Raw genomic sequence first — 23,853 nt, 5'->3', positions numbered from 1 at the left:
GGAACACATGAACCACCTCCTCGACCGCAGGGGACCGCGCCGCGTGCGCCGCGCCTCCTTCGCCCTCGCCGCCGTCGCCTCGTCGGCGCTGCTGCTCACCGCCTGCTCGTCGGGCTCCGGCCCGGCGGCGGACGACCCGTCGACGACCGCGGGCGCCGAGGTCGACTCGGCCCAGCCGCGCATCGCCCTCACCTACGACGGCGGCCTCTACGTGCTCGACGGCGCGACCCTCGAGACCGAGGCCGACATCGACCTCGCGGGCTTCAACCGGCTGAACCCGGCCGGAGACGGTCGCCACGTGCTGGTCTCGACCGCGGGCGGTTGGCAGGTGCTCGACACCGGCGCCTGGACCACCGCCGACGGCGCGCACCGCGTCGCCGACCCCGAGCTGACCGACCTCGTCTTCGAGGGCGACACCCCCGGGCACGTCGTGCGGCACGAGGGCCGGACGATCCTCTTCGCCGACGGCACGGGCGACACCACGGTCTTCGACTCCGCCGATCTGCTCGACACGAGCGGCGGTCTGCCCGAGACCGAGACGATCTCCTCGCCGGAGGCGCACCACGGCGTCTCGATCGAGCTCGCCGACGGCACCCTGCTGACCACGATCGGCACCCCCGACGAGCGCACCGGCGTGCGGGCGCTCGACGCCGACCGCACCGAGATCGCCCGCAGCGAGGACTGCCCGTCCGTCCACGGCGAGGGCACCGCGGCCGACGAGCGCGTCGTCTTCGGCTGCACCGACGGCGTGCTGGTCTACGACGACGGGGCGTTCACCAAGATCGATGCCCCCGACGCCTACGGCCGCACCGGCAACGCGTACGTCACCGACACGTCGCCCATCGCGGTCGGCGACTACAACGACGACCCCGACGCCGAGGGCTACGAGCTGCACCGGCTCGTGCTGACCGACACCGAGGCGAAGACCGCGACGGTCGTCGACCTGCCCGACGGCGTCGAGTACACCTGGCGCGACGTCGCCCGCGGCCCCGACGACGAGATCGTCGTGCTCGGCACCGACGGCGCACTGCACGTGCTCGACGAGACCACGGGGGCCGAGACCGCCTCGTACCCGGTGATCGACCCGTGGGAGGGCCCGGCCGAGTGGCAGGACGCCCACCCGGCCCTCATCGTGCAGGGCGGCACCGCCTACGTGACCGACACGGCCGCGTCGTCGATCCACGCGGTCGACGTCGCCACCGGTGAGGTGCTCGCCACGACCGAGCTGCCCGAGGTCCCGAACGAGATCGCGGTGGTCACCGGCTGATCACCAACGGCATCGCGACGCGAGCGAGGCACCGCAGGCAGCGGTGTCCCGCTCGCGTCGTCGTGCCCGCCGACCGGTGGCGGGCGGGTTAGGAGCCGAGGAGGCGCGGTGCCGGCTGGTCAGCCGGGCAGCACCGCGCGGCTGCAGCGGGCGACGTACGGCACCCGCACGAGGGCGAGCCCGCGGGTGTCGGGGTGGGTGTCGAGCAGATGCTCGACCCGGGCCAGCAGCTCGGAGCGTTCGCCGGGCGACAGCGTGATGACGTAGCTGCGCGAGGCGATCATGTCGAGGAAGTCGGCGCGCTCCATCTCGTGCACCCACGCGACGTCGTACCGTTCGATCGGGCCGAACGGCGCGCCCACGGGTGGGGCGTCCGACTGCATGTCGCGCTCGCGCGGCTGCCGCATCACGCGGCTGAGCTCGGCCACCCAGGGCACGCTCTCGTCGCGGATGTTCCAGATCAGCGCGAGCGTCCCGCCGGGGCGGAGCACCCGGGCGACCTCGGGCACGGCCCGTGCCGGGTCGACCCAGTGCCAGGCCTGCGCCACGAACATGGCGTCGACCGAGTCGTCGTCGAGCGGCATCGACTCGGCCGACCCGGCGACCGACGTCGCCGCGGGCACGACCCGTTCGAGCTGCTGCCGCATGCCCTCCGACGGCTCGACGGCGGTGACCGCCGGCACCCGGCCGAGCAGCACGCGGGTCAGCTTGCCGGTGCCCGCACCGAGGTCGACGACGTGACAGGCGCCGCTCGGGAGGAGCCACTCGACGGCCTCCGTCGGGTACGACGGTCGGCCGCGCTCGTACACGTCGGCGGCGAGGCCGAACGACGCGGCGAGATCGGAATCGGGATTGGCCGGGTCGAACCCGTGCTCGAGTGGTTGATGCGTCACCGGCTCACTGTCGCACGACTCATTGCGTCACAGTGCGACTGTTACGCCGCATGGAGGGGGAGCATGGTCCGGATGACGCCTCCACCGACGCCTCCCCTGGCTCCTTCGCCGGCCCGTCCGCAGCCGCTCCGCGTGGTCGCCGTGTCGGGCACCCTCAGCACGCCGTCCAAGACCGACGCCCTGGTCGACGCCATCCTCGACGAGCTCGCCGAGGTGCTGCCGATCGAGCGCCACGTCATCCGGGTGAGCGAGCTCGGGCCGCTCTTCGCCGGCGCCCTCACCCGCGACCAGCTCGACGAACGCGTCGAGCGCGAGCTCCGCGCCATCGAGTCCGCCGACCTGCTGATCGCCGCCTCGCCCGTCTACCGCGCCTCCTTCACCGGTCTGTTCAAGCACCTCTTCGACTTCGTCGAGCAGTACGCCCTCGTCGACGTGCCCGTGCTGCTGGCCGCGACCGGCGGCAGCGAGCGGCACGCGCTGATCCTCGAGCACTCGCTGCGACCGCTGTTCGGGTTCTTCCAGGCGCTGACCCTGCCGCTCGGCGTCTACGCCCACGCGAGCGACTTCACCGACCGGCGCGTCACCGCCCCGCTGCTGCAGGAGCGGATCCGCAACGCCATCGCGCGCGGGCTGCCCCTGATCCGGTCGAGCATCGCAGAGAAGCAGCGCATCGAACGCGAGCTGCTCGGCGAGCGGGACGACGACGTCGCGCCCGAGCTCGAGGGAGCCGCGGCGACGCCGACCCGGCTGTACAGCTGAGACGCGGGCGGCGCCCGGCCGACCGGTATCGTCGCAGCATGACCGATTCGCCCACGCCCCGTGACGCGGGGGTCGCCCGCGCCGAGCTCCGAGACGACGAGGCGAAGCGTCTGCTCGGCATGCTGGCCCCCGGGGGGCTGCCCCTCCGCGCGCAGCAGTGGGTGGCCGACGGCCTCGACGACCCGTCGGTGTCGGCCCTCGCCGACGCGCTGACCCGCACCGACGAACAGCGTACCGAGCTGCTCGCCGAGGCCGCCGCGACGCTGGGGCTGGGCTTCGCGTCGGTCAAGGCGGCGCGGGCGTACCACGGTGAGCGTCTCGTGGCGTCGATGACGGCGGCCTCCGCCCCCGCCGACGCGCTCGGCATGGCGAACGGCTTCACCGACACCATCGAGGAGTCGGTGCGCGACAGCATCTCGCGGCTGTTCCGCCCCCGCGGCTGAATCGCCGAGACCCCACGAGAACGCAGAGACCCCCGTGCGCGCACGGGGGTCTCGTCGATTCCGGGGGGTCTCGCGGAGCGCAGGAGGCGCGGTGCCGGTCGGACCGGCGCCGCGCCTCCTCGGTGACGATCGCGGGGACTACGCCTTGCCGACCTCGAACTCGACGACGGCCCACGACAGGGCGGGCAGCGTCAGCCGCGCCGAGCCCCCGTCGACGGTGACGCCCTCGAGCGGCACCAGGCCGACGGCGTCCTGCGCCTGCTCGGTATTCGAGGTGAAGCGGTCGCCGCCCTCGGGCACCGTGAGCAGCTCGGCGCGCGTGACGCGTGCGCCCGAGAACCCGCGCAGGGCGAGCTCGACGTCCGCCGCCTCGTCCAGACCGCGGTTCGCGAGGAAGAACGCGACGCGCCCGGTCTCCTCGTCGTAGGTCGAGCTGACGTCGACCAGGTCGGCGTCGCCGTACTTCGCCGTGTCGACCTTGTCGCTCGTGACGAGCGTGCGGAGGATCTGACCCGACGCGAGCGCCGCCATGCGGGCGAACGGCCAGAAGATCGTCTGACGCCAGGCCGGCCCGCCCTGCTCGCTGCGGATCGGCGCGATGACGTTCACCAGCTGCGCCTGGTTCGCGATCTTCACCCGGTCGCCGTGGCGCAGCAGCGAGTTGAGGAACGTGCCGACCACGACGGCGTCGGTGACGTTGTACTGGTCTTCGATCAGGCGAGGGTGCTCGACCCAGCCCTTCGAGACGTTGTGCGGCTGGTCGTCGGTGTCGAGGCCGGTCTGGTACCAGACGTTCCACTCGTCGAACGAGATGTCGACCTGCTTGCTGTGCTTGCCGGCCGCCTTGACGCCGTCGATGGTCGAGACGACCTCCTCGATGAAGGCGTCCATGTCGACCGCGGTCGCGAGGAAGCTCTTCGCGTCGCCGTCGTGCTCCTGGTAGTAGGCGTGCATCGAGACGTACTCGACCTCGTCGTAGGCGTGGGTCAGCACCTCGTGCTCCCAGGCGCCGAAGGTGGGCATGCCGCGACCCGAGCTGCCGACGGCGACGAGCTCGATGGTCGGGTCGACGAACTTCATCGCCTTCGCGGCCTCCTGCGCAAGGCGGCCGTATTCGGTGGCCGTCTTGTGGCCGATCTGCCACGGGCCGTCGAGTTCGTTGCCGAGGCACCAGAGCTTGATGTCGAACGGATCCTTCGCCCCGTTGGCGATGCGGCGGTCGCTGAGGGCGGTGCCGCCGGGGTGGTTCGCGTACTCGACGAGCTCGCGGGCGGCGTCGACGCCGCGGGTGCCGAGGTTCACGGCCTCCATGACCTCGGTGCCGGCCAGCTTCGACCACTCGACGAACTCGTGCAGGCCGAAGGCGTTCGTCTCGACGGTGTGCCACGCGCCGTCGAGTCGGCGGGGGCGCTGGTCGACCGGGCCGACGCCGTCCTCCCAGTTGTAACCGGAGACGAAGTTGCCGCCGGGGTAGCGGATCACGGTGGCGCCGAGCTCCTTGGTCAGCTCGAGGACGTCGTGGCGGAAGCCGCTCTCGTCGGCGGTGGCGTGACCGGGCTCGTAGATGCCGGTGTAGACGCAGCGGCCCATGTGCTCGACGAACGAGCCGAAGATGCGGCGGGGGACCTCGCCGATCGTGAACTCGCGGTCGACGGTGATGCGGGCGGTGGACATGGGACTCCTCAGGAGGTCGTGGCGTGCGATGACGTGTGTGCGGTGTCGTGGTCGGAGAGGGATGGGGGAGGCGCGGGTCGGGTGGTCACTGCCCCCCGAAGCCGGTGGTCGAGATGCCCTTGATGATCTGCCGCTGGAAGAACAGGAACACCAGGATGAGCGGCAGCGCGGCCAGGATCGCCGACGCCATGTTCTGGGCGTACTGGATGCCGTAGGCGCTCTCGATGGTCTGCAGCCCGACCGGCAGCGTGAGCAGGGCGGAGTCGTTCGTGACGATGAACGGCCAGAGGAAGTTGTTCCACGCGCCGATGAACACGAAGATCGACACGGCGCCGAGGATGGGCCGCGACAGCGGCAGGAGGATGGTGAAGAACACCCGGATCCGGCCGGCGCCGTCGACGCGGGCCGCGTCTTCGAGCTCGATGGGCACCTGGTCGAAGAACTTCTTGAGCACGAAGACCATGGCCGGCGCGATGGCCTGCGGCAGGATCACGCCCCAGTACGTGTCGACCATGTTGAAGGCGAGCATCTGGTAGAACAGCGGCACGATCAGCACCTGCGGCGGGATGATGATCGACGCGATGGTCGCGACGTAGAGCCACTTCTTGCCGGCGAAGTCGAGACGCGAGAACGCGTAGGCCACGAGAGCCGAGGTCGCGACGACGATCACGGTGATGACGATCGAGGTCAGCAGGCTGTTGAAGAGCCAGACGGGGATGTTGCCCTCGGTCAGCACCGCGCGGTAGGCGTCGAGGGTGAAGCCTCCGGCCGGCAGCCAGGTCTGCGGTGTCGCCGCGGCGTCGGCCTCGCTCTTGAACGAGGTCGACAGCGACCAGAGGAACGGCAGCAGCCAGAGGACGGCGAGCACGATCAGGACGATCACGCTGGCGACGGCGAGCGGGCCGAACCGGCGCTGACCCGGCTTGTGCGGACGCGGGGCCCGGTCGGCGGTGGGGGCGCGGAGTCCGCTGCCCGGGGCGACGGCGGGGGCGGTCATCGCTGGGCTCCTTTCCGGCGCTGCGCGGCGATGGCGAACTGCGCGACCGAGATGACGATGATCAGGGCGAAGAAGATGTACGAGATGGCCGACGAGTAGCCGAACCGGTAGCCGGTGAACCCGGTGTCGAAGATGTACTGCACGGCCGAGCGGGTGCTGCCCGCCGGGCCGCCGGTGGTCATCTGGTAGATCTGGTCGAAGACCTTCAGCGAGGCGAGGATCTGCAGGATGACGATCAGACCGGTGGTCGGGCCGAGCTGGGGGATGGTGATCGACAGCAGCGAGCGCCACCGACCGGCGCCGTCGAGCGATGCGGCCTCGTACTGCTGGTCGGGGATGTTCTGCAGCGCGGCCAGATACAGCAGGAAGTTGAAGCCGACCGTCCACCACACGGTGGTCGCGACGACGGCGATCATGGCCGTGCTGGGGTCTTGCAGCCAGGCCGGCTGCGGCAGCCCGAGGGTCGCGAGCACGTTGTTGATGGGCCCCAGCGTGGGGCTGTAGAGCTGGATCCAGAACAGCGAGACGACGGTCGACGCCAGCAGATACGGCAGGAAGAAGCTCAGCCGCCAGAGCCACTGACCGGGCAGGCCCGTGTTGACGAGCAGCGCCAGCAGCAGGGCGACGACGACGAGCGGGATCGTGCTCAGCACGGTGAACCACAGAGTGTTCGCCATCGAGCGCCACATGTCGCCGTCGGCGAAGGCCTCGGCGTAGTTGGCGACGCCGATCAGCTCGCCGCCCGAGCCCGTGAGGCTCTGCCCGGTGAAGCTGAGGTACAGCCCGTGGATGACGGGCCAGACCAGGAACAGCCCGAAGAGGATCGCGAACGGCGCCGCGAACCCCCAGCCGATCCGGTTGTCTTTGTGGGCCCCGGGCTTCAGGCGCGAGCCGGTCCGCACCCGTGCGGGTGCCGCCGATCGCGTCGTGTCCGGCGCGGCCGCGGGGGCCTTGACCGTCGTGCTGGTCACAGGTCGACTCCTTCGTCGTCGTGCGTCGTGGGGTGCTGCGGTGCCGGGTGCGACGACCGCTGGAGCCGCGCCTCCTGGAGGGCCTGGGCCGAGGAGGAGCGGGTGGGCCCGGTCACACCGGTGCCGGTCGCGAGAGCTGCGTGTTCACGCGGGCGACGAACGCGCGCATGCCCGCGGCGGCGTCGTTCTTCGACAGGATCACGGACTGCACCGTGTCGAGGAAGTACGTCTGGAAGTCGGACCCCGAGCCGCTGAACCAGGCGGGCGGGTCGTAGTTGAGGTAGTCGGCCGCCTCGGCGTAGTTGGCCTGCGGCTGCAGCTCGGCGTAGGCCGCGCTGTCGACGACCGGTCCGTACGCCGGGATGTGACCGGCCTCGGCCCACGAGATGGAGTCCTTCAGGATGGTCGAGACCATCTTGTAGACGTCCTCTCGCTTCACCTCGTCGACCTCGCCCTGTCGGGGCAGCACGAACGAGTGCGAGTCGGCGTAGACGGCGGGCGTGCCGAACAGGGTCGGGATGATGCTCGCGTCGAACGGGATGCCGGCCTTCTGGGCGCTGGGCACCTCCCACACGCCGGTGAAGAGCATGCCGCTGTCGCCGCTGACGAACTCGGCGATGCCCGACTGGATGTCGCTCGCGGTGGCCATCGCCGTGCCGTCGGTCATCTTCTGCATGAACTTAAGAGCGGTGACGGCGGCCGCCTCGTCGTACTCGACCGTTCCGCCCTCGGTGAGCACCATGTCGGCGCCCTGCTGCTTGTAGAACGTGTAGAACATGCGCCACAGCTGGGCGCCGTCATTGAGGTAGCCCCACGAGGCGCCGTGCTTGCCGGTGACCGCCTGCATGGCGTTGGCGACCTCGAGGAACTGCTCGGGGCTCGTGATCTCGACCAGGCGCCCGTCGCTGCCGAGGGCCCCGGCCTTCTCGGCGATCTCGGTGTTGTACAGGAGGATGAACGGGTGCGAGTCGAGGGCGACCGAGAAGAGCTCGTCGCCGCTGAAGCCGGCCTTCCAGACGGCGGGGGCGAAGTCCTGCTCGCGCACGCCGTACGAGGCGAGCTTCTCGACGTCCCACGGGTCGAGCAGTCCGCCGGGGGCGTAGCCGGGCACGCGGGATGCGTGCATGATCGCGACGTCGGGGGCGCGGCCGCCGGCCGAGGCCATGGCGAGCTTCGTGTAGTACGGCGTGCCCCAGGCGAGCACCGTCTGGGTGGCCTTGAACTCGGGGTTCTGGGCGTTGGCCTCGTCGACGAGGGCGGACATCTTGATGCCGTCGCCCCCGCTCAGCAGATGCCAGAAGCTGAGGCTCGCGACACCGCCGGAGCCGGCCGTCACCCCGGTCGAGCAGCCGGCGAGACCGCCGACGGCGAAGGCGCCGCCCAGCAGGGCCGCACCGCCGACCAGCAGATTGCGGCGGCTGAGGCTGCGGGGCGCGGATGTCTCGCTCGGTGTGCCGGGCGTCGTGGAACGTGGGGTCATCGGGTTCACTCCTTTGTGAGTCGTCGACTGCCGACAGCATTACATCGTTGTAATGCAAACGCAAGAGCTTTCTCCGGCGTCGTCGCGGAGTGGCCCGTGGGGCGGGACGCGAGGAGGCGCGGGCCGGGTGCGACCCGACCCGCGCCTCGTCGGCGGACGCGGCGACTACGGCGTGGGCATGCCGCCGTCGACGTGCAGCGTCTCGCCGACGACGTAGCTCGACTCGCCCGACGCGAGGAACACGTAGGCGGGGGCGAGCTCGGCCGGCTGGCCCCAGCGGCCGAGGGCCGTCTGGCTGCCGACGTCGGGCAGGGCGTCGGACGGCTGGCCGCCCGCGGGCTGCAGCGGGGTCCAGATCGGGCCGGGCGCGACCGCGTTGACGCGGATGCCCTTCGGCGCGAGCTGCATGGCGAGACCCTTCGAGAAGGTGTTGATCGCGGCCTTCGTCGAGGCGTAGTCGACGAGCATCGGGGCCGGCTGGTACGCCTGGATCGACGTCGTGTTGATGATCGTCGAGCCGGGGGCGAGGTGCGGCAGGGCGGCCTTGGTGATCCAGAACATGGCGTACACGTTGGTCTTGTAGGTGTCGTCGAAGTTCTGGTCGTCGAGGTCGGCGAAGTCCTCGACGTGCTGCTGCTTGCCGGCGTTGTTCACGAGGATGTCGAGGCCGCCGAGCGCGTCGACGGTCTTCTGCACGATGTCGAGGCACACCTCGCGGCTCTTGATGTCGCCGGGCAGGGCGACGGCCTTGCGACCGGCAGCCTCGATGAGGGCGACGATCCGCTGAGCGTCCTCCTCCTCTTCGGCGAGGTAGCTGATGGCGACGTCGGCGCCTTCGCGGGCGTAGGCGATGGCGACGGCCGCGCCGATGCCCGAGTCGCCGCCGGTGACGAGCGCCTTGCGGCCCTCGAGTCGGCCCGAGCCGCGGTAGGTCTCCTCGCCGTGGTCGGCGGGCGAGCTGAGCTCCTCGTCGGTGCCGGCGCCCTCGAGGTACTGGGCCTTCGGGGTGATGTCGGCGAACTTCTTGGTGGGGTCTTCGAATGCGTACTGGTCTGCAGACATGGTGGAGCCTCTCGATCTCGGCAGGGGAGGTTCGACGGTAGGCCTCGCCGCGCCTCCTCGTGAGGGGGCCGCTGGAGAACGGCCGTCGTCTATCCCGACGACGAACGGAACGGCAGGAGGCGCGGGGCGGCCCGGGCGGTCGACCCGCCGGTCAGCGGCGTGCAGCCGTGCTCGCCCTCGCGACGATCGTGTGCGGGATGATCACGAGCTCGGTCGGCCGGTCGCGCTCGGCGATGCGGGCGGCCAGCAGCTCGAGGGTGCGTTCGGCGAACAGCCGCTTGTCGAGGGCCACGGTGGTGAGCGGCGGCAGCACGAAGCGGCCGTCGGCGATGTCGTCGAACCCGGCGACCGACACGTCGCCCGGCACGCGGAGGCCCGCCGACCAGAGCGCGTGCACGGCGCCGATGGCCAGCGAGTCGGTGAAGCAGAAGAGCGCGTCGGGCGCGTCGTGCCGGGCGAGGGCCTCGGTCACGGCGGCGGAGGCGGCGGCGGGCGACCACGCGTCGCACGACCAGCGCAGGCCCTCGTCGACCGCGAGGCCGGCGGCGGCCATGGCCTCGGACCAGCCCTGGGTGCGGGCGCGCGCCGTCGCCGTGTCGAAGTCGCGACCCGAGCTGCCGAGCACGGCGATGCGGCGATGGCCGAGCCCGATCAGGTGCTCGGTCATGTCGCGGGCCGCGGCGACGCTGTCGACGCGCACCTGGTCGACGAGGGTCTGCTCGACCTCGCCGATCACGACGAGCGGGGGCAGGCTCTCGGCGCCGACGATCGCGCTCTCGTCGAGGCTGGTCGGGTTGAGCACGAGACCGTCGACGAGGTGCTCCTTGCCGCGCAGCAGCAGCTCGCCCTCGCGTTCGGGGCGCGTGCCGGTCTGCTCGAGCTGCACCGCCCAGCCGCGCTCGTGCGCGACCTCGACGAACCAGTGCGACATCTCGGCGCTGTACGGCGTGGTCAGGTCGGGGAACGCCAGGGCGATCGACCCGGTTCGTCCGTTGCGGAGCCCCCGGGCGCTGAGGTTCGGCACGTAGTCGAGCTCGGCGAGCGCCTGCTCGACGCGCTCGCGGGTCTCGGGTCGCACGAACACGACGCCGTTGATGACGTTCGAGACGGTCTTCGGCGACACCCCGGCGAGTGCCGCCACGTCCTTCACCGTCGCGCGCATGCGCCAAGGCTAGTCGCGGCCACGAGACCCCGGGAACGCGCTGAGACCCCGGCGCGCGCGGCGGGGTCTCGGCGGATGAGCGGGGTCTCGGCGTCGGAGCTGCTCAGGCGGAGGCGAGCACCTTCACGATGCGCTGCAGCGAGACGCTCTCGCTCGGCCGCAGGTCTTGAGCGAACAGGCTGAGGCGGAACTCCTCGAGCATCCACCGCGCGCGGGCGAGTGCAGGAGGCGCGGTGTCGGGCGGAGGGAACGTCCCGCCCGCGGTCTCGTACCGCTCGGTCGCCTGCTGCACCTCGCTCAGCCAGACGCGGTCGCGCTGCGGGTTCTCGAGCAGCTTCGTCGTGCGCCGGGTGATGCCGACGAGGTACACCGGCACGCGCTGCAGCTGCTGCAGCCCGGTCGCCGAGACGAAGCCGGGGTGGACGAGCCGATCGCGCTGCTGGCGCATGTCGGTCAGCGCCGCGAGGAGGTTCATCGACGTCGCGCCCTTGAGCGCCTTGTCGGCGTCGCGGGCGGCCGTCAGGGTGCGCGCCACCAGCGACACGGTCTGGAACATCTGGTCCATGACGGCGCTCGAGACGCGGTCGCGGGCCGAGAGGAACTCCTTCTTGGTCATCACCATGCCGTCGGGCTTCACCCGGAACAGGACGTCGTCGACGACCGCGACGAGGCAGTCGGCGAAGAGCGCCGCCGTGTTCTGGTACGGACTCGTCGCGAGGATCAGCTTCTCGGGGCTCGTCAGGTGCTGCTGCACGTAGGCGATCGGCGACGGGGTCGCGAGCATCAGCAGACGCCGCACGCCCTTCGGCGTCGCCTGCGCCTGGTCGACCGGCGTCGCCATCAGCGTGATCGAGACCGAGTCGCCGTGGTCGACCAGCGCCGGGTACGCGCGGATCACCGTGTCGCCGTGCCGGGTGTCGACCACGGCGGGCAGCTCGTCGAAGTCCCACGAGGTGATGCCGGTGCGCTCGAGGGAGTTCGCGGGGCGCTGACCGGCGTCGGCGACCCGACCCGCGCCTCCTCGGCCTCCGCGACCGCGGGCGTCGCGACCGCCGCCCTGCGTGACGCGCGCGACGCTGTCGCGGGTCGCGTCGCGCAGACGGTGCTGCAGGGCCCCCAGGTCTTTGTCGCTGCCGACCTCGCGACCGCGGTCGTCGACCACGGCGTACGACACCCGGAGGTGCGCCGGCACGCGGTCGAGGTCGAAGTCGTCGACCGCGACGGGCGTGTAGGTGAGCCTCTTGATGACCGCCGCGAGGGTCGCCGTGAACGGCTCGGCGGTGTCGGACGGGGGAGCGTCGGGCAGCTCGTCGGTGATCTTCTTCGCCCAGTCGGCGGCGGGCACGACGTTCTTGCGGATCTGCTTCGGCAGCGACTTGATCAGCGAGGTCACCAGCTCGTCGCGGAGACCCGGCACCTGCCAGTCGAACCCGACCGGACGGAGGCGCGGCAGCAGCGGCAGGGGCACGACCACCGTCACGCCGTCGTCGTCGGCGCCGGGCTCGAACCGGTAGCGCAGCGTCAGCGTCTGGTCGCCCTGCTGCCAGGTGCTGGGGAACCCCTGCTCGTCGACGTCGGGCTCGTCGTCGCCGAGCAGGTCGGCCGCCGTCATGGTCAGCAGGTCGGGGGTGTCCTTCTGCGCCTTGCGCCACCAGCCCTCGAAGTCGCGGGTGCTGAACACGTCGGCCGGGATCCGCCGCTGGAAGAACTCGAACGCCGCGTCGCCGTCGACGAGGATGTCGCGGCGGCGGGTGCGCTCCTCCACCTCGGTCAGCTCGCGGATCAGCAGCTCGTTCTTGCGCTCGAACGCCTGCTGGGACTCCCAGTCGCCCTCGACGAGAGCGTGCCGGATGAACAGCTCACGCGCGTAGGCCGGGTCGATGCGCGAGAACTGCACGCGCCTCCTCGGCACGATGGGCACACCGTAGAGCGTGACCCGCTCGTAGGCGACGACGGCGCCCTGCTTCTTCTCCCAGTGCGGCTCGCCGTAGCTGCGCTTCACGAGATCGAGGGCGAGCGGCTCGGCCCACGCGGGGTCGATGGCGCCGTTGACGCGCGCGAACAGGCGGCTCGTCTCGACCAGCTCGGCGCTCATGATCGCCGCGGGCTGCTTCTTCGCGAGCGCGCTGCCCGGGAACACCACGAAACGCGACTGACGCGCCCCGACGTAGTCCTTCTTCTGCGGGTCGAACAGGCCGATCTGGCTGAGCAGACCGGCGAGCAGGCTGCGGTGCACCCCGTCGGGGTTCGTGCTGCGCTCGCCGATGTGCAGACCGAGGGGGCGGGAGGCGCGCGACAGCTGGCGGTATACGTCTTGCCATTCGCGGATCCGCAGGTAGTTGAGGAACTCGTCGCGGCAGAGGCGCTTGAAGGCGTTGCCGCTGAGCTCCTTCTGCTTGTCTTCGAGGTGGTTCCAGAGGTTCAGCAGGGTCATGAAGTCGCCGGCCGGGTCGCGGAACCGGGCGTGCTTCTCGTCGGCCTGGGCGCGTCTCTCGAGCGGGCGCTCGCGAGGGTCCTGGATGCTGAGGGCCGCGACGATGGCGAGCACCTCGCGGGTCGTGCCGTGCGTCTTGGATTCGACGACCATGCGGGCGAGGCGCGGGTCGATCGGCAGCCGGGTCAGCTGCTTGCCGACGCGGGTGATGTTGCCGCCCTGGGTGACGGCGCCGAGCTCGCGGAGGAGGTCGAGACCGTCTTTGATGCCGCGGGAGTCGGGCGGCTGGAGGAAGGGGAAGGCCGCGATGTCGCCGAGGTCGAGCGAGATCATCTGCAGGATGACCGCGGCGAGGTTCGTGCGGAGGATCTCGGGCTCGGTGTACTCGGGGCGCTTCTCGAAGTCCGTCTCGCTGTAGAGGCGGATCGCGATGCCGCTGCTCGTGCGGCCCGAGCGGCCGGAGCGCTGGTTGGCGCTGGCCTGCGAGATGGCCTCGATCGGGAGGCGCTGCACCTTGGCGCGGGTCGAGTAGCGGCTGATGCGGGCGGTGCCGGCGTCGATCACGTACTTGATGCCGGGCACGGTGAGGCTGGTCTCGGCGACGTTCGTGGCGAGGACGATGCGGCGGCGGGTGCCCGCGGTGGCGCTGGGCTGGAAGACGCGGTGCTGATCGGCGGCGCTGAGGCGGCCGTAGAGCGGCAGCACCTCGGTGTGCGGCAGGTTGCGGCCGCGGATGCTCTCTTCGGCGTCGCGGATCTCGTTCTCGCCGCTGAGGAACACCAGCACGTCGCCGGTGCTCTCGCGGGCGAGCTCGTCGAGGCCCTCGTTGATGCCCTGCAGGTAGTCCTTGTCGTCGGCGCGCTGTCTGCGGTCGCCGGTCCGCGCCTCCTGCCGGTCGTCGTCAGGGTCGGTGTCGCCGTCGTCGTCGCCCGTGGTCTCGTCGGCGACGAGCGGGCGGTAGCGGACCTCGACCGGGTAGGTGCGGCCCGAGACCTCGACGATGGGGGCGTCGCCGAAGTGCTTCGAGAACGACTGCGGGTCGATGGTCGCGCTCGTGATGATGAGCTTGAGGTCGGGGCGGCGGGGGAGGAGCTGCTTGAGGTACCCGAGGAGGAAGTCGATGGTGAGGCTGCGCTCGTGGGCCTCGTCGATGATGATCGTGTCGTACCGGGTGAGGTCGCGGTCGAAGTGGATCTCGTTCAGCAGGATGCCGTCGGTCATCAGCTTGATCTGGGTGTCGGCGCCGACCTTGTCGGTGAACCGGACCTGGTAGCCGACGACACCGCCGACCTCGTCGCCGAGCTCTTCGGCGATGCGCTCGCTGATGGTGCGGGCGGCGATGCGGCGGGGCTGCGTATGGCCGATCTTCGTGCGGCCGAGCTCGAGGCAGATCTTCGGCAGCTGCGTCGTCTTGCCCGAGCCGGTGGCGCCGGCGACGATGACGACCTGGTTGTCGCGGATCGCGGTGGCGATGTCGTCGCGCCTCTGGCTGACCGGGAGCTCGGGCGGGTACGTGATGGTGGGGATCATGGGCGTTCCAGCTTAAGCGCTCACGGGCCCTCCCCTGGTGCCGGGGGCCGGTCGTCCTCCACAGGGGCGACCCCGCCCAGGAGGCGCGGGTCGATGGACCCCGGGTGGGGGTCTGGCGAGGCGGCGTACTATCCTGCGAGCATTACTCGTCAACGGAGACGGAGAACACCCGAACATGAGCACCCCCTCTCGCGCGACCGCGTCGGTCGCCGCGATCCTGGCCGAATCGGCCACCCGATTCGCCGACGACATCGCCGTCATCGTGGGAGCCGAGCGCACCTCCTACGCCCAGCTCTGGCAGCAGACCCTCGCCTACGCGGGCGCACTCCGCGCCAAGGGCGTGCACGAGGGCGACCGCGTCGCCATGCTCGTGCCCAACGTCGCCGACTTCCCCCGCGTCTACTACGCGACGCTGGCCCTCGGCGCCGTCGCGGTCCCCGTCCACGCGCTGCTCAAACGGCACGAGATCGAGTACGTGCTGCGCGACAGCGGCGCGACGATCCTGGTCTGCGCGGCCCCGCTGCTCGGCGAGGGCGCCGCCGGCGCCTCCCTGGCCGGCGTCGACGTCGTCACGGTGCTCGCCCCGGGCACCTCCGTCGACCCGCACGGCACCGGGCACGACCGGCTCGAGGCGCTCGCCGAGGCCGCCGAGCCCCTCGACACGTACGTGCCCCGCGACCCGTTCGACACCGCGACGATCCTCTACACGAGCGGCACGACCGGTCAGCCGAAGGGCGCCGAGGGGTCGCACTTCGCCCTGATCGAGCAGGTCAACACGAACCTGATGAGCACCTTCGACATGCGGCGCGGCGACGTGCTGCTCGGCGCGCTCCCGCTGTTCCACACCTTCGGTCAGACCTGCACCATGAACACCGGGCTGCGTGCCGGCGCGACGATCGTCATGCTGCCGCGCTTCGACGGCGACGCGGCCCTCGCCGCCATGGTCGAGCACGACTGCGCGATCTTCATGGGCGTCCCCACGATGTACATGGCCCTGCTCGACGCGGCCACGCGCTCGGAGGGCAGACCGCGCCTCCGCTACGCCGTCTCGGGCGGCGCCTCGCTGCCCCTGGCCGTCCTCGAGCGGTTCGAGCAGGTCTTCGGCGCCCCGCTGCACGAGGGGTACGGGCTGACCGAGACGTCGCCCGTCGCGACCTTCAACCACGTCGGCCGCACCCCGCGGCCCGGCACCATCGGCACGCCGATCTGGGGTGTCGACGTCGAGATCGCCGACCCCGCCGTCACCGACTCGATCGCCCTGCTGCCGCACGGCGAGATCGGCGAGCTGGTCATCCGCGGCCACAACCTGATGAACGGCTACCTGAACCGGCCCGAGGACACCGCCGAGGCGATCGTCGACGGCTGGTTCCGCACCGGCGACCTCGGCACCAAGGACGACGACGGCTACCTCACGATCGTCGATCGCACGAAGGACATGATCATCCGCAACGGGTACAACGTGTACCCCCGCCAGGTCGAGGAGGTGCTGGCCAAGCACCCCGACGTGACCATGGCGGCGGTCTTCGGCGTGCCGCACGAGATGCACGGTCAGGAGATCGAGGCGGCCGTCGTGCTGCGCGAGGGCGCCACGGTCGAGCCCGCCGAGCTCGTCACCTTCGTGTCCGACGCGATCGCGGCGTACAAGTTCCCGCGCGTGGTGCACGTCGTCGACTCTCTGCCGCTCGGCCCGAGCGGCAAGATCCTCAAGCGGGCGCTCGTCGAGCGGTTCGGCGTGGCGGAGCCGACCCGCGCCTCCTGAGGACGACCGGCGCCTCGTGAGCCGACCCGTGCCTCCTGAGGGCGACCCGCGCCTCCTGGGGGCGACGGCCGTCGCGCGATGCGGCCCGTCGCGCCTAGAGTCGAGGGCGTGATGCTCAACGACGTGCACGTCCACCGTTCCGACGACCCGCTCGCCCGGGCCGACGAGCTGGCCGCCAAGCTGGCCGCAGTCGCCCTCGACCCCGTGGCCGTCGACGCCGACGTCGTCGACATGGTCGTCAACCGGGTCATCGACAACGCCGCCGTCTCGGCTGCCGGTCTCGGCCGGGCCCCCGTCGCGGCCGCTCGAGCGCAGGCCGCGGCGCGCCTGCAGACCCCCGCCGACGGCCGAGGAGGCGCGGGTCGACCGGGCACCGCCGGTCGCGGTCGCGAGGGCGCCACCGTCGTCGGTCTCGACCCGGCGACCCGCGTGCAGCCCGAGTGGGCCGCCTGGGCGAACGGCGTGGCCGTGCGCGAGCTCGACTTCCACGACACGTTCCTCGCCGCCGAGTACTCGCACCCGGGCGACAACATCCCGCCCGTGCTCGCCGTCGCCCAGCACGTCGGCGCGACGGGCGAGCAGCTGGTGCGCGGTCTGGCCGCCGGCTACGAGCTGCAGATCGACCTCGTCAAGGCGATCAGCCTGCACGCCCACAAGATCGACCACGTCGCGCACCTCGGCCCGAGCGCCGCGGGCGGCATCGGCGCGCTGCTCGGCCTGGACGCCGAGACGACGGCTCAGGCGATCGCGCAGTCCCTGCACACCACCACGGCGACGCGTCAGTCGCGCAAGGGCCTCATCTCGACCTGGAAGGCCTACGCCCCGGCGTTCGCCGGCAAGCAGGCCGTCGAGGCCGTCGACCGGGCCTTGCGCGGGCAGACGAGCCCCAGCCCGATCTACGAGGGCGAGGACGGCGTCATCGCCTGGCTGCTCGACGGCCCCGACGCGCACTACCGGGTGCCGCTGCCCGGCCCCGGCGAGTCGAAGCGCGCCATCCTCGACAGCTACACGAAGGAGCACAGCGCCGAGTACCAGGCGCAGGCCTGGATCGACCTGGCCCGCCGACTCGGCCGCGAGCACCCCGAGCTGCGCGACCCCGCCGCCGTCGAGTCGATCGTGCTGCACACCAGTCACCACACGCACGTCGTGATCGGCTCGGGCGCGGGCGATCCGCAGAAGTACGACCCGACCGCCAGCCGCGAGACGCTCGACCACTCGATCCCGTACATCGTCGCCGTCGCCCTCCAGGACGGCGAGTGGCACCACGAGCGCAGCTACGCGCCCGAGCGGGCCGCACGCCCCGACACGGTCGCCCTCTGGCGTCACATCACCACCGCGGAGGACGCCGAGTGGACCCGCCGGTACCACTCGATCGACCCCGCCGAGAAGGCCTTCGGCGGTCGCCTCGAGGTCACGTTCGTCGACGGCCGCCGTCTCGTCGACGAGATCGCCGTCGCGGACGCCCACCCGCTCGGCGCCCGGCCCTTCGGTCGCGACGACTACGTGCGGAAGTTCCGCACCCTCGCCGACGGGGTGCTCGACCCGGCCGAGATCGAGAGGTTCCTCGACGTGGCGCAGCGCCTCCCCGAGCTGCGGGCCGGCGAGCTGCAGGCCCTCACCCTCGCCGCACCTCCCGGGTCGCTCCGATCGGCCGACGAGGCCCTGCCCGACGGGCTGTTCTGATGAGGGAGCCGTTCTGATGCGGGAGCCGATCTGATGCTGGAGTCCCTCTGATGCTGTACTCGACGCTGACGCCGGCCGAGAAGCGCCGCCGCCTCCGGGCCCGACTCGACGACACCGACGAGCTGCTGCGCCTCCCCGGTGCCTTCAACCCGCTGAGCGCCCGCCTGATCGAGCAGAAGGGCTTCGAGGGCGTCTACGTCTCGGGCGCCGTCGTCAGCGCCGATCTCGGTCTGCCCGACATCGGCCTCACGACCCTGACCGAGGTGGCCCAGCGGGCGCACCAGATCGCCCGGATGACCGATCTGCCGACCCTCGTCGACGCCGACACGGGTTTCGGCGAGCCGATGAACGTCGCCCGCACCGTGCAGACGATGGAGGACGCCGGGGTCGCCGGTCTGCACATCGAGGACCAGGTCAACCCCAAGCGCTGCGGTCATCTCGACGGCAAGGCGGTGGTCGACCTCGACACCGCGCTGAAGCGGATCCGTGCCGCGGCCGACGGGCGACGCGACCCCGATCTGCTGATCATGGCGCGCACCGACGTGCGGGCGATCGACGGGCTGGCGGCGGCCGTCGACCGGGCGAAGGCGCTCGTCGACGCGGGCGCCGACGCGGTGTTCCCCGAGGCGATGACCGGTCTCGACGAGTTCGAGGCGATCGCCCGGGCCGTCGACGTGCCCGTGCTGGCCAACATGACGGAGTTCGGCAAGGGACGCCTGCACACGGCCGACGAGCTGCGCGACGCCGGCGTGCGGATCGTCATCTACCCCGTGACGCTGCTGCGGCTCGCCATGGGCGCGGCGGCCCGCGGGCTCGACGAGATCGACTCGGCGGGGACCCAGGAGGCGCTGCTCGATTCCATGCAGCACCGCACCGATCTCTACGACCTGATCGACTACCGGGGCTATTCGGCGTTCGACTCGGGCGTCTTCGACTTCACCGTGGAGCGCTGACCGCGCCTCGCACGCACACCCGATCACGAAGGAGTGACCATGACCGACACCATCACGACCGACCCGCCCGTCGAGCTGCACAAGGGGCTGGCCGGCGTCGTCGTCGATCGCACCGCGGTCTCGAAGGTCGACGCGGCGAGCAACTCGCTGCTCTACCGGGGGTACCCCGTGCAGCAGCTCGCCGCCGAGCGCGACATCGAGGACGTCGCCTACCTGCTGCTGCACGGCGAACTGCCGACCGCCGCCGAACGGGCCGCCTTCGACGCCGAGCTGCGGGCCGCCCGCCCGCTGGCACCGGGCCTCCTGCACGTGATCGATCTCATCCCGACGTCGGCGCACCCGATGGACGTCGTGCGGACCGCCGTCAGCGCCATCGGCGCGGCCCAGCCCGAGTCGAGCACCGCGCCGGGCGAGTACGACGCCGCCGCGACGCGACGACTCGCCACCCGCCTGTTCGCCGTGCTGCCCGCCGTCATCGCCTACGACCAGCGCCGACGCCACGATCTGCCCCCGATCGCCCCGCGCGACGACCTCGGCTACAGCGCCGACTTCCTCCACCAGGTGTTCGGACGCGAGGCCGACCCGCTCGACGTCGACGCCTTCGACACGTCGATGGTGCTCTACGCCGAGCACTCGTTCAACGCCTCGACGTTCACGGCGCGGGTGATCGCCTCGACGCTCTCCGATCTGCACTCGTCGGTGGTCGGCGCCATCGGCGCCCTGAAGGGGCCGCTGCACGGCGGCGCGAACGAGGCGGCCCTCGAGCTGCTGGCCCGGGTGACCGACGACGGGGGCGCCGCGGGCGCGGGCGCCTGGCTCGACGGGGCGTTCGCCCGGCACGAGAAGATCATGGGCTTCGGTCACCGGGTGTACAAGAACGGCGACAGCCGGGTGCCGACCATGGAGGTGGCGCTGGCCGGCCTCGTCGACCGGGCCCGCGCCTCCGGAGACGACCGCGTCGGCGATCTCGCCGCGACCTACGAGGCGCTCGCCGCCGGAGTGCTCGAACGGAAGGACCTGAAGCCGAACGTCGACTACCCGTCGGGGCTGGCCTATCACCTGATGGGCTTCGACACGTCGGTGTTCACGCCGCTGTTCGTCGCCGCACGGGTGCTCGGCTGGAGCGCCCACGTGATCGAGCAGCGCGAGGCGAACTCGCTGATCAGGCCGCTGAGCCACTACGACGGGGTCGAGCTGCGCGACGTGCCGCCCCGCGGCTGAACCACGGGACGTCGCCGCCGCCTACCGTGGGCGGCATGACCAACCGCCTCGCCGACGCCGTCAGCCCGTACCTCCGCTCGCACGCCGAGAACCCCGTCGACTGGCGTCCGTGGGGGCCCGAGGCCTTCGCCGAGGCCGCCCGTCGCGACGTGCCCGTGCTCGTCTCGATCGGCTACTCGACCTGCCACTGGTGCCATGTGATGGCGCGCGAGAGCTTCTCCGACCCCGTGCTGGCCGCGGCGCTGAACGATCGGTTCGTCGCGGTCAAGGTCGATCGCGAAGAGCACCCCGACGTCGACTCGAGCTACCTCGCCGCCGCGTCGGCCTTCACGCCGAGTCTCGGCTGGCCGCTCACCGCCTTCGCGACCCCCGAGGGGCGCGTCTTCTACGCGGGCACGTACTACCCGCCGACCCCGGTCGGCGAGCATCCGGCGTTCGGCCAGGTGCTCGACGCGGTCACCGAGGCGTGGCGCGAGCGGCGCGACGAGGTGGAGGCGACCGGCCGGGCGGTCCAGGAGGCGCTGGTCGGCCGAGCCGCGCCTCCTGCGGTCGTCGACGGGGTCGTCTCGCCGACCGCGGGGCCGGCGTCGATCGCACTCCCCACGACGGAGGCCCTGCGGTCGGCGGCCGGTCGGCTCGTCCCGTTCGAGGACACCGAGCACGGCGGGCTGGGCGGGGCGCCGAAATTCCCCACCGCGCCGCTGCAACTCGCGCTGCTGACGCTCGGGGCCGGGGGAGACCCGGCGGCCGCGGGGCTCGCGTCGCGCACGCTGCGGGCCATGGCGGCGTCGCCCCTCCGCGACGCCGTCGAGGGCGGGTTCTTCCGGTACTCGACGCGACACGACTGGGCCGACCCGCACTACGAGCGGATGCTCTACGACAACGCGCTGCTGCTGACGGCGTACTCGCGGGCGGCGGTGCTCGAGGGCGGCGCCGGGTCGCGCGAGGCGGGTGCTGCCGGTGCCGCGGCGGGCATCGGTTCGCGCGAGGCGGCCGAGGGCGTCGCGACGTTCCTGCTCGAATGGCTGCGCACCGCGCGCGGCGGCTTCGGGTCGGCGCAGGACAGCGAGAGCACGATCGACGGCCGCCGCGTCGAGGGCGGCTACTACCTGCTCGACGCGGCCGGGCGGGCCCGGCACGAGGCGCCGCCCGTCGACGACAAGGTCCTCACCGGCTGGAACGGCCTCGCCGTCGCCGCACTGGCTGAGGCGGGGTGGCGACTCGACCACCCCGAGTGGATCGCCGCCGCACGCGGAGCGGCCGACCTGCTGCTCGCCGAGCACGTCACGGCGGAGGGGCGACTGCTGCGCGCCTCCACGTCGTCCGGGGTGTCGAGCGCGTCGGCCGCCCTCGAGGACTACGGGATGCTCGCCGAGGGTCTGCTGCAGCTCGCCCTCGCGACCGGGGAGCCGCGCTACGCCGTCGAGGCGCGACGGCTCGTCGACCTGTGCCTCGACGCGGAGCGGGACGGCGGAGGAGGCGCGGGTGCGGCGGGTGCCGATCGTCCGGTGTTCGCGGCTCCCGGCGGGGGCGACCCCGTGCTGCAGGCGCAGGGGACGGCGCTCGTGACCGACCCGTCGGAGGGCGCGTACCCCTCGGGTGTCGCGTCGCTCGCGACGGCGGCGTCGACCCTGCATCGCCTCACCGGGGAGGCGCGCTACCGGACCGCCGCGGAGCTCGCGCTGGCCCCCGCCGCCGCCGCTGCCGTCGACTCGCCGTCGGCGTACGGCACGACGTTCGGCCTGCTGGCCGACCTCGCCGCGGGGGCGACGCAGGTCGTGGTCGTGGTGCCCGACGCGGCTGCCGATACGGGTGCCGGCACGGAGGTACGCGCACTCGCGGCGCGGGTCAGGAGCGAGGTCGCACCCGGGCTCGTGGTGGCCGTCGTCGACGACTCCTCGGCGCGGGCCTTCGCCGAGGCCGGGTTCGAGCTCTTCGCCGGGCGCCGCTCGACATCCGGGCCCACGTCCGAGACGTCGCTCGCGACGGCCTACGTCTGCCGTGACTTCGTCTGCCGACTGCCCGTGACCGACGTCGCATCGCTCGACCGCGAACTCGCACAGGCCTGACAGAACGCGACATGCCCGGGACCCGTCGTGTTCGGCGGTGTCTCGGGCACGTCGCGATCAGGGGCCGTGCCGGTGCGGCCGCGGCTGCTGTTGCCGCTGCGGCTGTCGCTGAGGAGGGTTCCCTACGGGCGCGGTCTCGGCGGGCCGGGCTTGGGGTGACCGGGGATCGAGTCGCCCGAGAGATTCAGATCGGCCGGGTCGACCTCGATGTCGCCGACGTCGTCCGGTCCGCCCTCGCCGGGGAGGCTCTTGATGGCGTCGAGGTCGGTGTCGTCGTCGACGGCGGGGGAGTCGGCCGTGGCCGACCGCTGCATCTCGGCCGTCGTCTTCTCGCTGCGCGGGAAGTCCGCCGTCGGGTCGTCGCTGTCCGTCGTGCCGTCGGCGGCCGGCGACGTGCTGCCGGTCGAGTCGCTGCTCGAGTCGCCGGCCTGCGTGTCGCTGGGCTGGTCGGCGCCGGGCTGGGCGCCGTTGGGCTGGGTGTCGTGCTCGTCATCGTGCATGCGCGGCACCGTACGCCGTGGAGGTGCGCGCGACATGTGCGCCCGATCGGTCGAGCACCGGGGCGCGGGCCGCGTCAGGCGGCGAGCGACTCGAGCGGGGTGTCGGCGTCGGCCGACCACTCGTTCAGCGAACCGTCGTACAGGGCGACGTTGCGCTCGCCGATCAGCGTCAGAGCGAAGGCGTCGGCGCTCGCGTCGATGCCGGCCCCGCAGTAGACGACGACACGGTCGGCGCTCGCCACCGGGGCGAACACGGATTCGATGACGCGCTCGGGGCGGAACTGGCGGTCGGCGTCGACGACGCGGTCGACCGGCACGGAGACGCTCGTGGGGATGTGCCCGAGTCTCGGGCGCCGCCCCTCGACACCGGCGAACTCGGCCGTCGGTGACGCGCAGACGAGCGCCGCCTTCTCGTCGCCGGCCACCACGCGCTCGACGAACGCCTTGTCGACCCAGAGATCGGGTCGCTCGCTCGCCTCGAACAGCGCGGGCTCGGGCTCGACGTGCCCGCGCTCGACGGGCCGCCGCTCGTCGCGCCAGACGGAGGCGCCGCCGTCGAGCACCGCCACGTCGTCGTACCCGTACGCCCGGAAGAGCCACCAGAGACGGCAGGCCCACTCGCTGTGCGCGTCGTCGTAGACGACCACGGTCGTCTCGTTCGAGATGCCGAGAGCCCCGGCGGCGTCTTCGAAGCGCGACCGGCCGGGGCGGGTGAACGGCAGATGCGCGTCGGCGTCGCTGAAGTCGCGGATGAGGTCGGCGAACACGGCACCGGGCACGTGCTCGGCCCGGTGACCCTCGCGACCCGTGATGTAGCGGCCCGTCGGGGTGCCGTCGACACCCGCCACGGGCCGGACGGTGGTGTCGACCACGACCATGTCGTCGGCGCCCAGGTGGTCGGCGAGCCACTGGGTCGAGACGAGAGGGGAGGTCAGCACGGGAGGCATGGCCCCCACGGTAGCCACCACGACCGACATCCGGCAGGAGGCGGGCAAC

At 71.9% G+C, this 23,853-nt stretch carries 18 protein-coding genes; 8 read left to right on the top strand and 10 right to left on the bottom strand.

Features of this window, described 5'->3' with window-relative positions; all coding sequences use genetic code 11:
- The first annotated feature begins 7 nt into the window (after positions 1–7).
- Positions 8–1,267: a zinc metallochaperone AztD gene (gene aztD, locus SOM11_RS02390; RefSeq protein WP_192059474.1), complete on the top strand. Its 1,260-nt coding sequence runs from the start codon at positions 8–10 to the stop codon at positions 1,265–1,267.
- A 119-nt stretch (positions 1,268–1,386) separates the two neighbouring features.
- Here the strand turns inward: aztD and SOM11_RS02385 are convergent, their stop codons facing one another.
- The gene (locus SOM11_RS02385; protein WP_320477081.1) at positions 1,387–2,160 is read right to left on the bottom strand and encodes a class I SAM-dependent methyltransferase; all 774 of its coding nucleotides are present in this window, start codon (positions 2,158–2,160) and stop codon (positions 1,387–1,389) included.
- Between the two features lie 72 nt (positions 2,161–2,232).
- Here SOM11_RS02385 and msuE point away from each other — a divergent pair, with 72 nt between their 5' ends.
- Positions 2,233–2,919, top strand: coding sequence for an FMN reductase (msuE, locus tag SOM11_RS02380; RefSeq protein WP_320477080.1), 687 nt, complete (start codon positions 2,233–2,235; stop codon positions 2,917–2,919).
- A 38-nt stretch (positions 2,920–2,957) separates the two neighbouring features.
- Positions 2,958–3,362: a hypothetical protein gene (locus tag SOM11_RS02375; protein WP_320477079.1), complete on the top strand. Its 405-nt coding sequence runs from the start codon at positions 2,958–2,960 to the stop codon at positions 3,360–3,362.
- Between the two features lie 138 nt (positions 3,363–3,500).
- On the opposite strand, the gene SOM11_RS02370 is transcribed toward SOM11_RS02375, so the two are convergent.
- The 7 genes from SOM11_RS02370 to hrpA all read right to left on the bottom strand — a co-directional run bounded on the left by SOM11_RS02370 (position 3,501) and on the right by hrpA (position 14,672).
- Positions 3,501–5,036 (bottom strand): alpha-N-arabinofuranosidase, encoded by a 1,536-nt coding sequence (locus SOM11_RS02370; RefSeq protein WP_192059482.1) that lies wholly within the window; start codon positions 5,034–5,036, stop codon positions 3,501–3,503.
- A gap of 85 nt (positions 5,037–5,121) precedes the next feature.
- The gene (locus tag SOM11_RS02365; RefSeq protein WP_192059484.1) at positions 5,122–6,033 is read right to left on the bottom strand and encodes a carbohydrate ABC transporter permease; all 912 of its coding nucleotides are present in this window, start codon (positions 6,031–6,033) and stop codon (positions 5,122–5,124) included.
- On the bottom strand, positions 6,030–7,004 hold the full coding sequence (locus SOM11_RS02360) for a carbohydrate ABC transporter permease (protein WP_374231412.1): 975 nt from the start codon (positions 7,002–7,004) through the stop codon (positions 6,030–6,032). Before SOM11_RS02360 ends, SOM11_RS02365 begins: the two co-directional genes overlap by 4 nt.
- Before the next feature lie 112 nt (positions 7,005–7,116).
- Complete coding sequence (locus tag SOM11_RS02355) at positions 7,117–8,484, bottom strand: extracellular solute-binding protein (RefSeq protein ID WP_320477078.1); 1,368 nt, start codon at positions 8,482–8,484, stop codon at positions 7,117–7,119.
- 165 nt (positions 8,485–8,649) lie between these two features.
- Positions 8,650–9,546: a glucose 1-dehydrogenase gene (locus SOM11_RS02350; protein WP_192059489.1), complete on the bottom strand. Its 897-nt coding sequence runs from the start codon at positions 9,544–9,546 to the stop codon at positions 8,650–8,652.
- Between the two features lie 151 nt (positions 9,547–9,697).
- Positions 9,698–10,708, bottom strand: a complete 1,011-nt coding sequence (locus tag SOM11_RS02345; protein WP_243215209.1) for a LacI family DNA-binding transcriptional regulator — start codon at positions 10,706–10,708, stop codon at positions 9,698–9,700.
- Between the two features lie 103 nt (positions 10,709–10,811).
- Complete coding sequence (hrpA, locus tag SOM11_RS02340) at positions 10,812–14,672, bottom strand: ATP-dependent RNA helicase HrpA (protein ID WP_320477077.1); 3,861 nt, start codon at positions 14,670–14,672, stop codon at positions 10,812–10,814.
- Between the two features lie 175 nt (positions 14,673–14,847).
- Here hrpA and SOM11_RS02335 point away from each other — a divergent pair, with 175 nt between their 5' ends.
- The 5 genes from SOM11_RS02335 to SOM11_RS02315 all read left to right on the top strand — a co-directional run bounded on the left by SOM11_RS02335 (position 14,848) and on the right by SOM11_RS02315 (position 22,357).
- Positions 14,848–16,431 (top strand): long-chain fatty acid--CoA ligase, encoded by a 1,584-nt coding sequence (locus SOM11_RS02335; protein ID WP_320477076.1) that lies wholly within the window; start codon positions 14,848–14,850, stop codon positions 16,429–16,431.
- A 111-nt stretch (positions 16,432–16,542) separates the two neighbouring features.
- Entirely contained in the window at positions 16,543–18,114 is a 1,572-nt protein-coding gene (locus SOM11_RS02330; protein WP_320477104.1) for an MmgE/PrpD family protein, read from the top strand.
- Positions 18,115–18,164: 50 nt separating this feature from the next.
- Positions 18,165–19,067, top strand: a complete 903-nt coding sequence (gene prpB, locus SOM11_RS02325; RefSeq protein ID WP_192059497.1) for a methylisocitrate lyase — start codon at positions 18,165–18,167, stop codon at positions 19,065–19,067.
- A gap of 39 nt (positions 19,068–19,106) precedes the next feature.
- Positions 19,107–20,288, top strand: a complete 1,182-nt coding sequence (locus tag SOM11_RS02320) for a bifunctional 2-methylcitrate synthase/citrate synthase (protein ID WP_320477075.1) — start codon at positions 19,107–19,109, stop codon at positions 20,286–20,288.
- Between the two features lie 35 nt (positions 20,289–20,323).
- Positions 20,324–22,357 carry a thioredoxin domain-containing protein gene (locus SOM11_RS02315; RefSeq protein WP_320477074.1) on the top strand — a complete coding sequence of 678 codons (2,034 nt, stop codon included), beginning with the start codon at positions 20,324–20,326 and terminating at the stop codon, positions 22,355–22,357.
- A 122-nt stretch (positions 22,358–22,479) separates the two neighbouring features.
- Here SOM11_RS02315 and SOM11_RS02310 read toward each other — a convergent pair whose 3' ends face one another.
- On the bottom strand, positions 22,480–22,857 hold the full coding sequence (locus SOM11_RS02310) for a hypothetical protein (RefSeq protein ID WP_320477073.1): 378 nt from the start codon (positions 22,855–22,857) through the stop codon (positions 22,480–22,482).
- 74 nt (positions 22,858–22,931) lie between these two features.
- Positions 22,932–23,804: a sulfurtransferase gene (locus SOM11_RS02305; protein ID WP_320477072.1), complete on the bottom strand. Its 873-nt coding sequence runs from the start codon at positions 23,802–23,804 to the stop codon at positions 22,932–22,934.
- Positions 23,805–23,853: the final 49 nt, after the last annotated feature.

The sequence above is a fragment of the Frigoribacterium sp. CFBP9029 genome (assembly GCF_034045305.1).
GTDB lineage: Bacteria > Actinomycetota > Actinomycetes > Actinomycetales > Microbacteriaceae > Frigoribacterium.
This window is presented reverse-complemented; position numbering and strand designations above follow the sequence as displayed.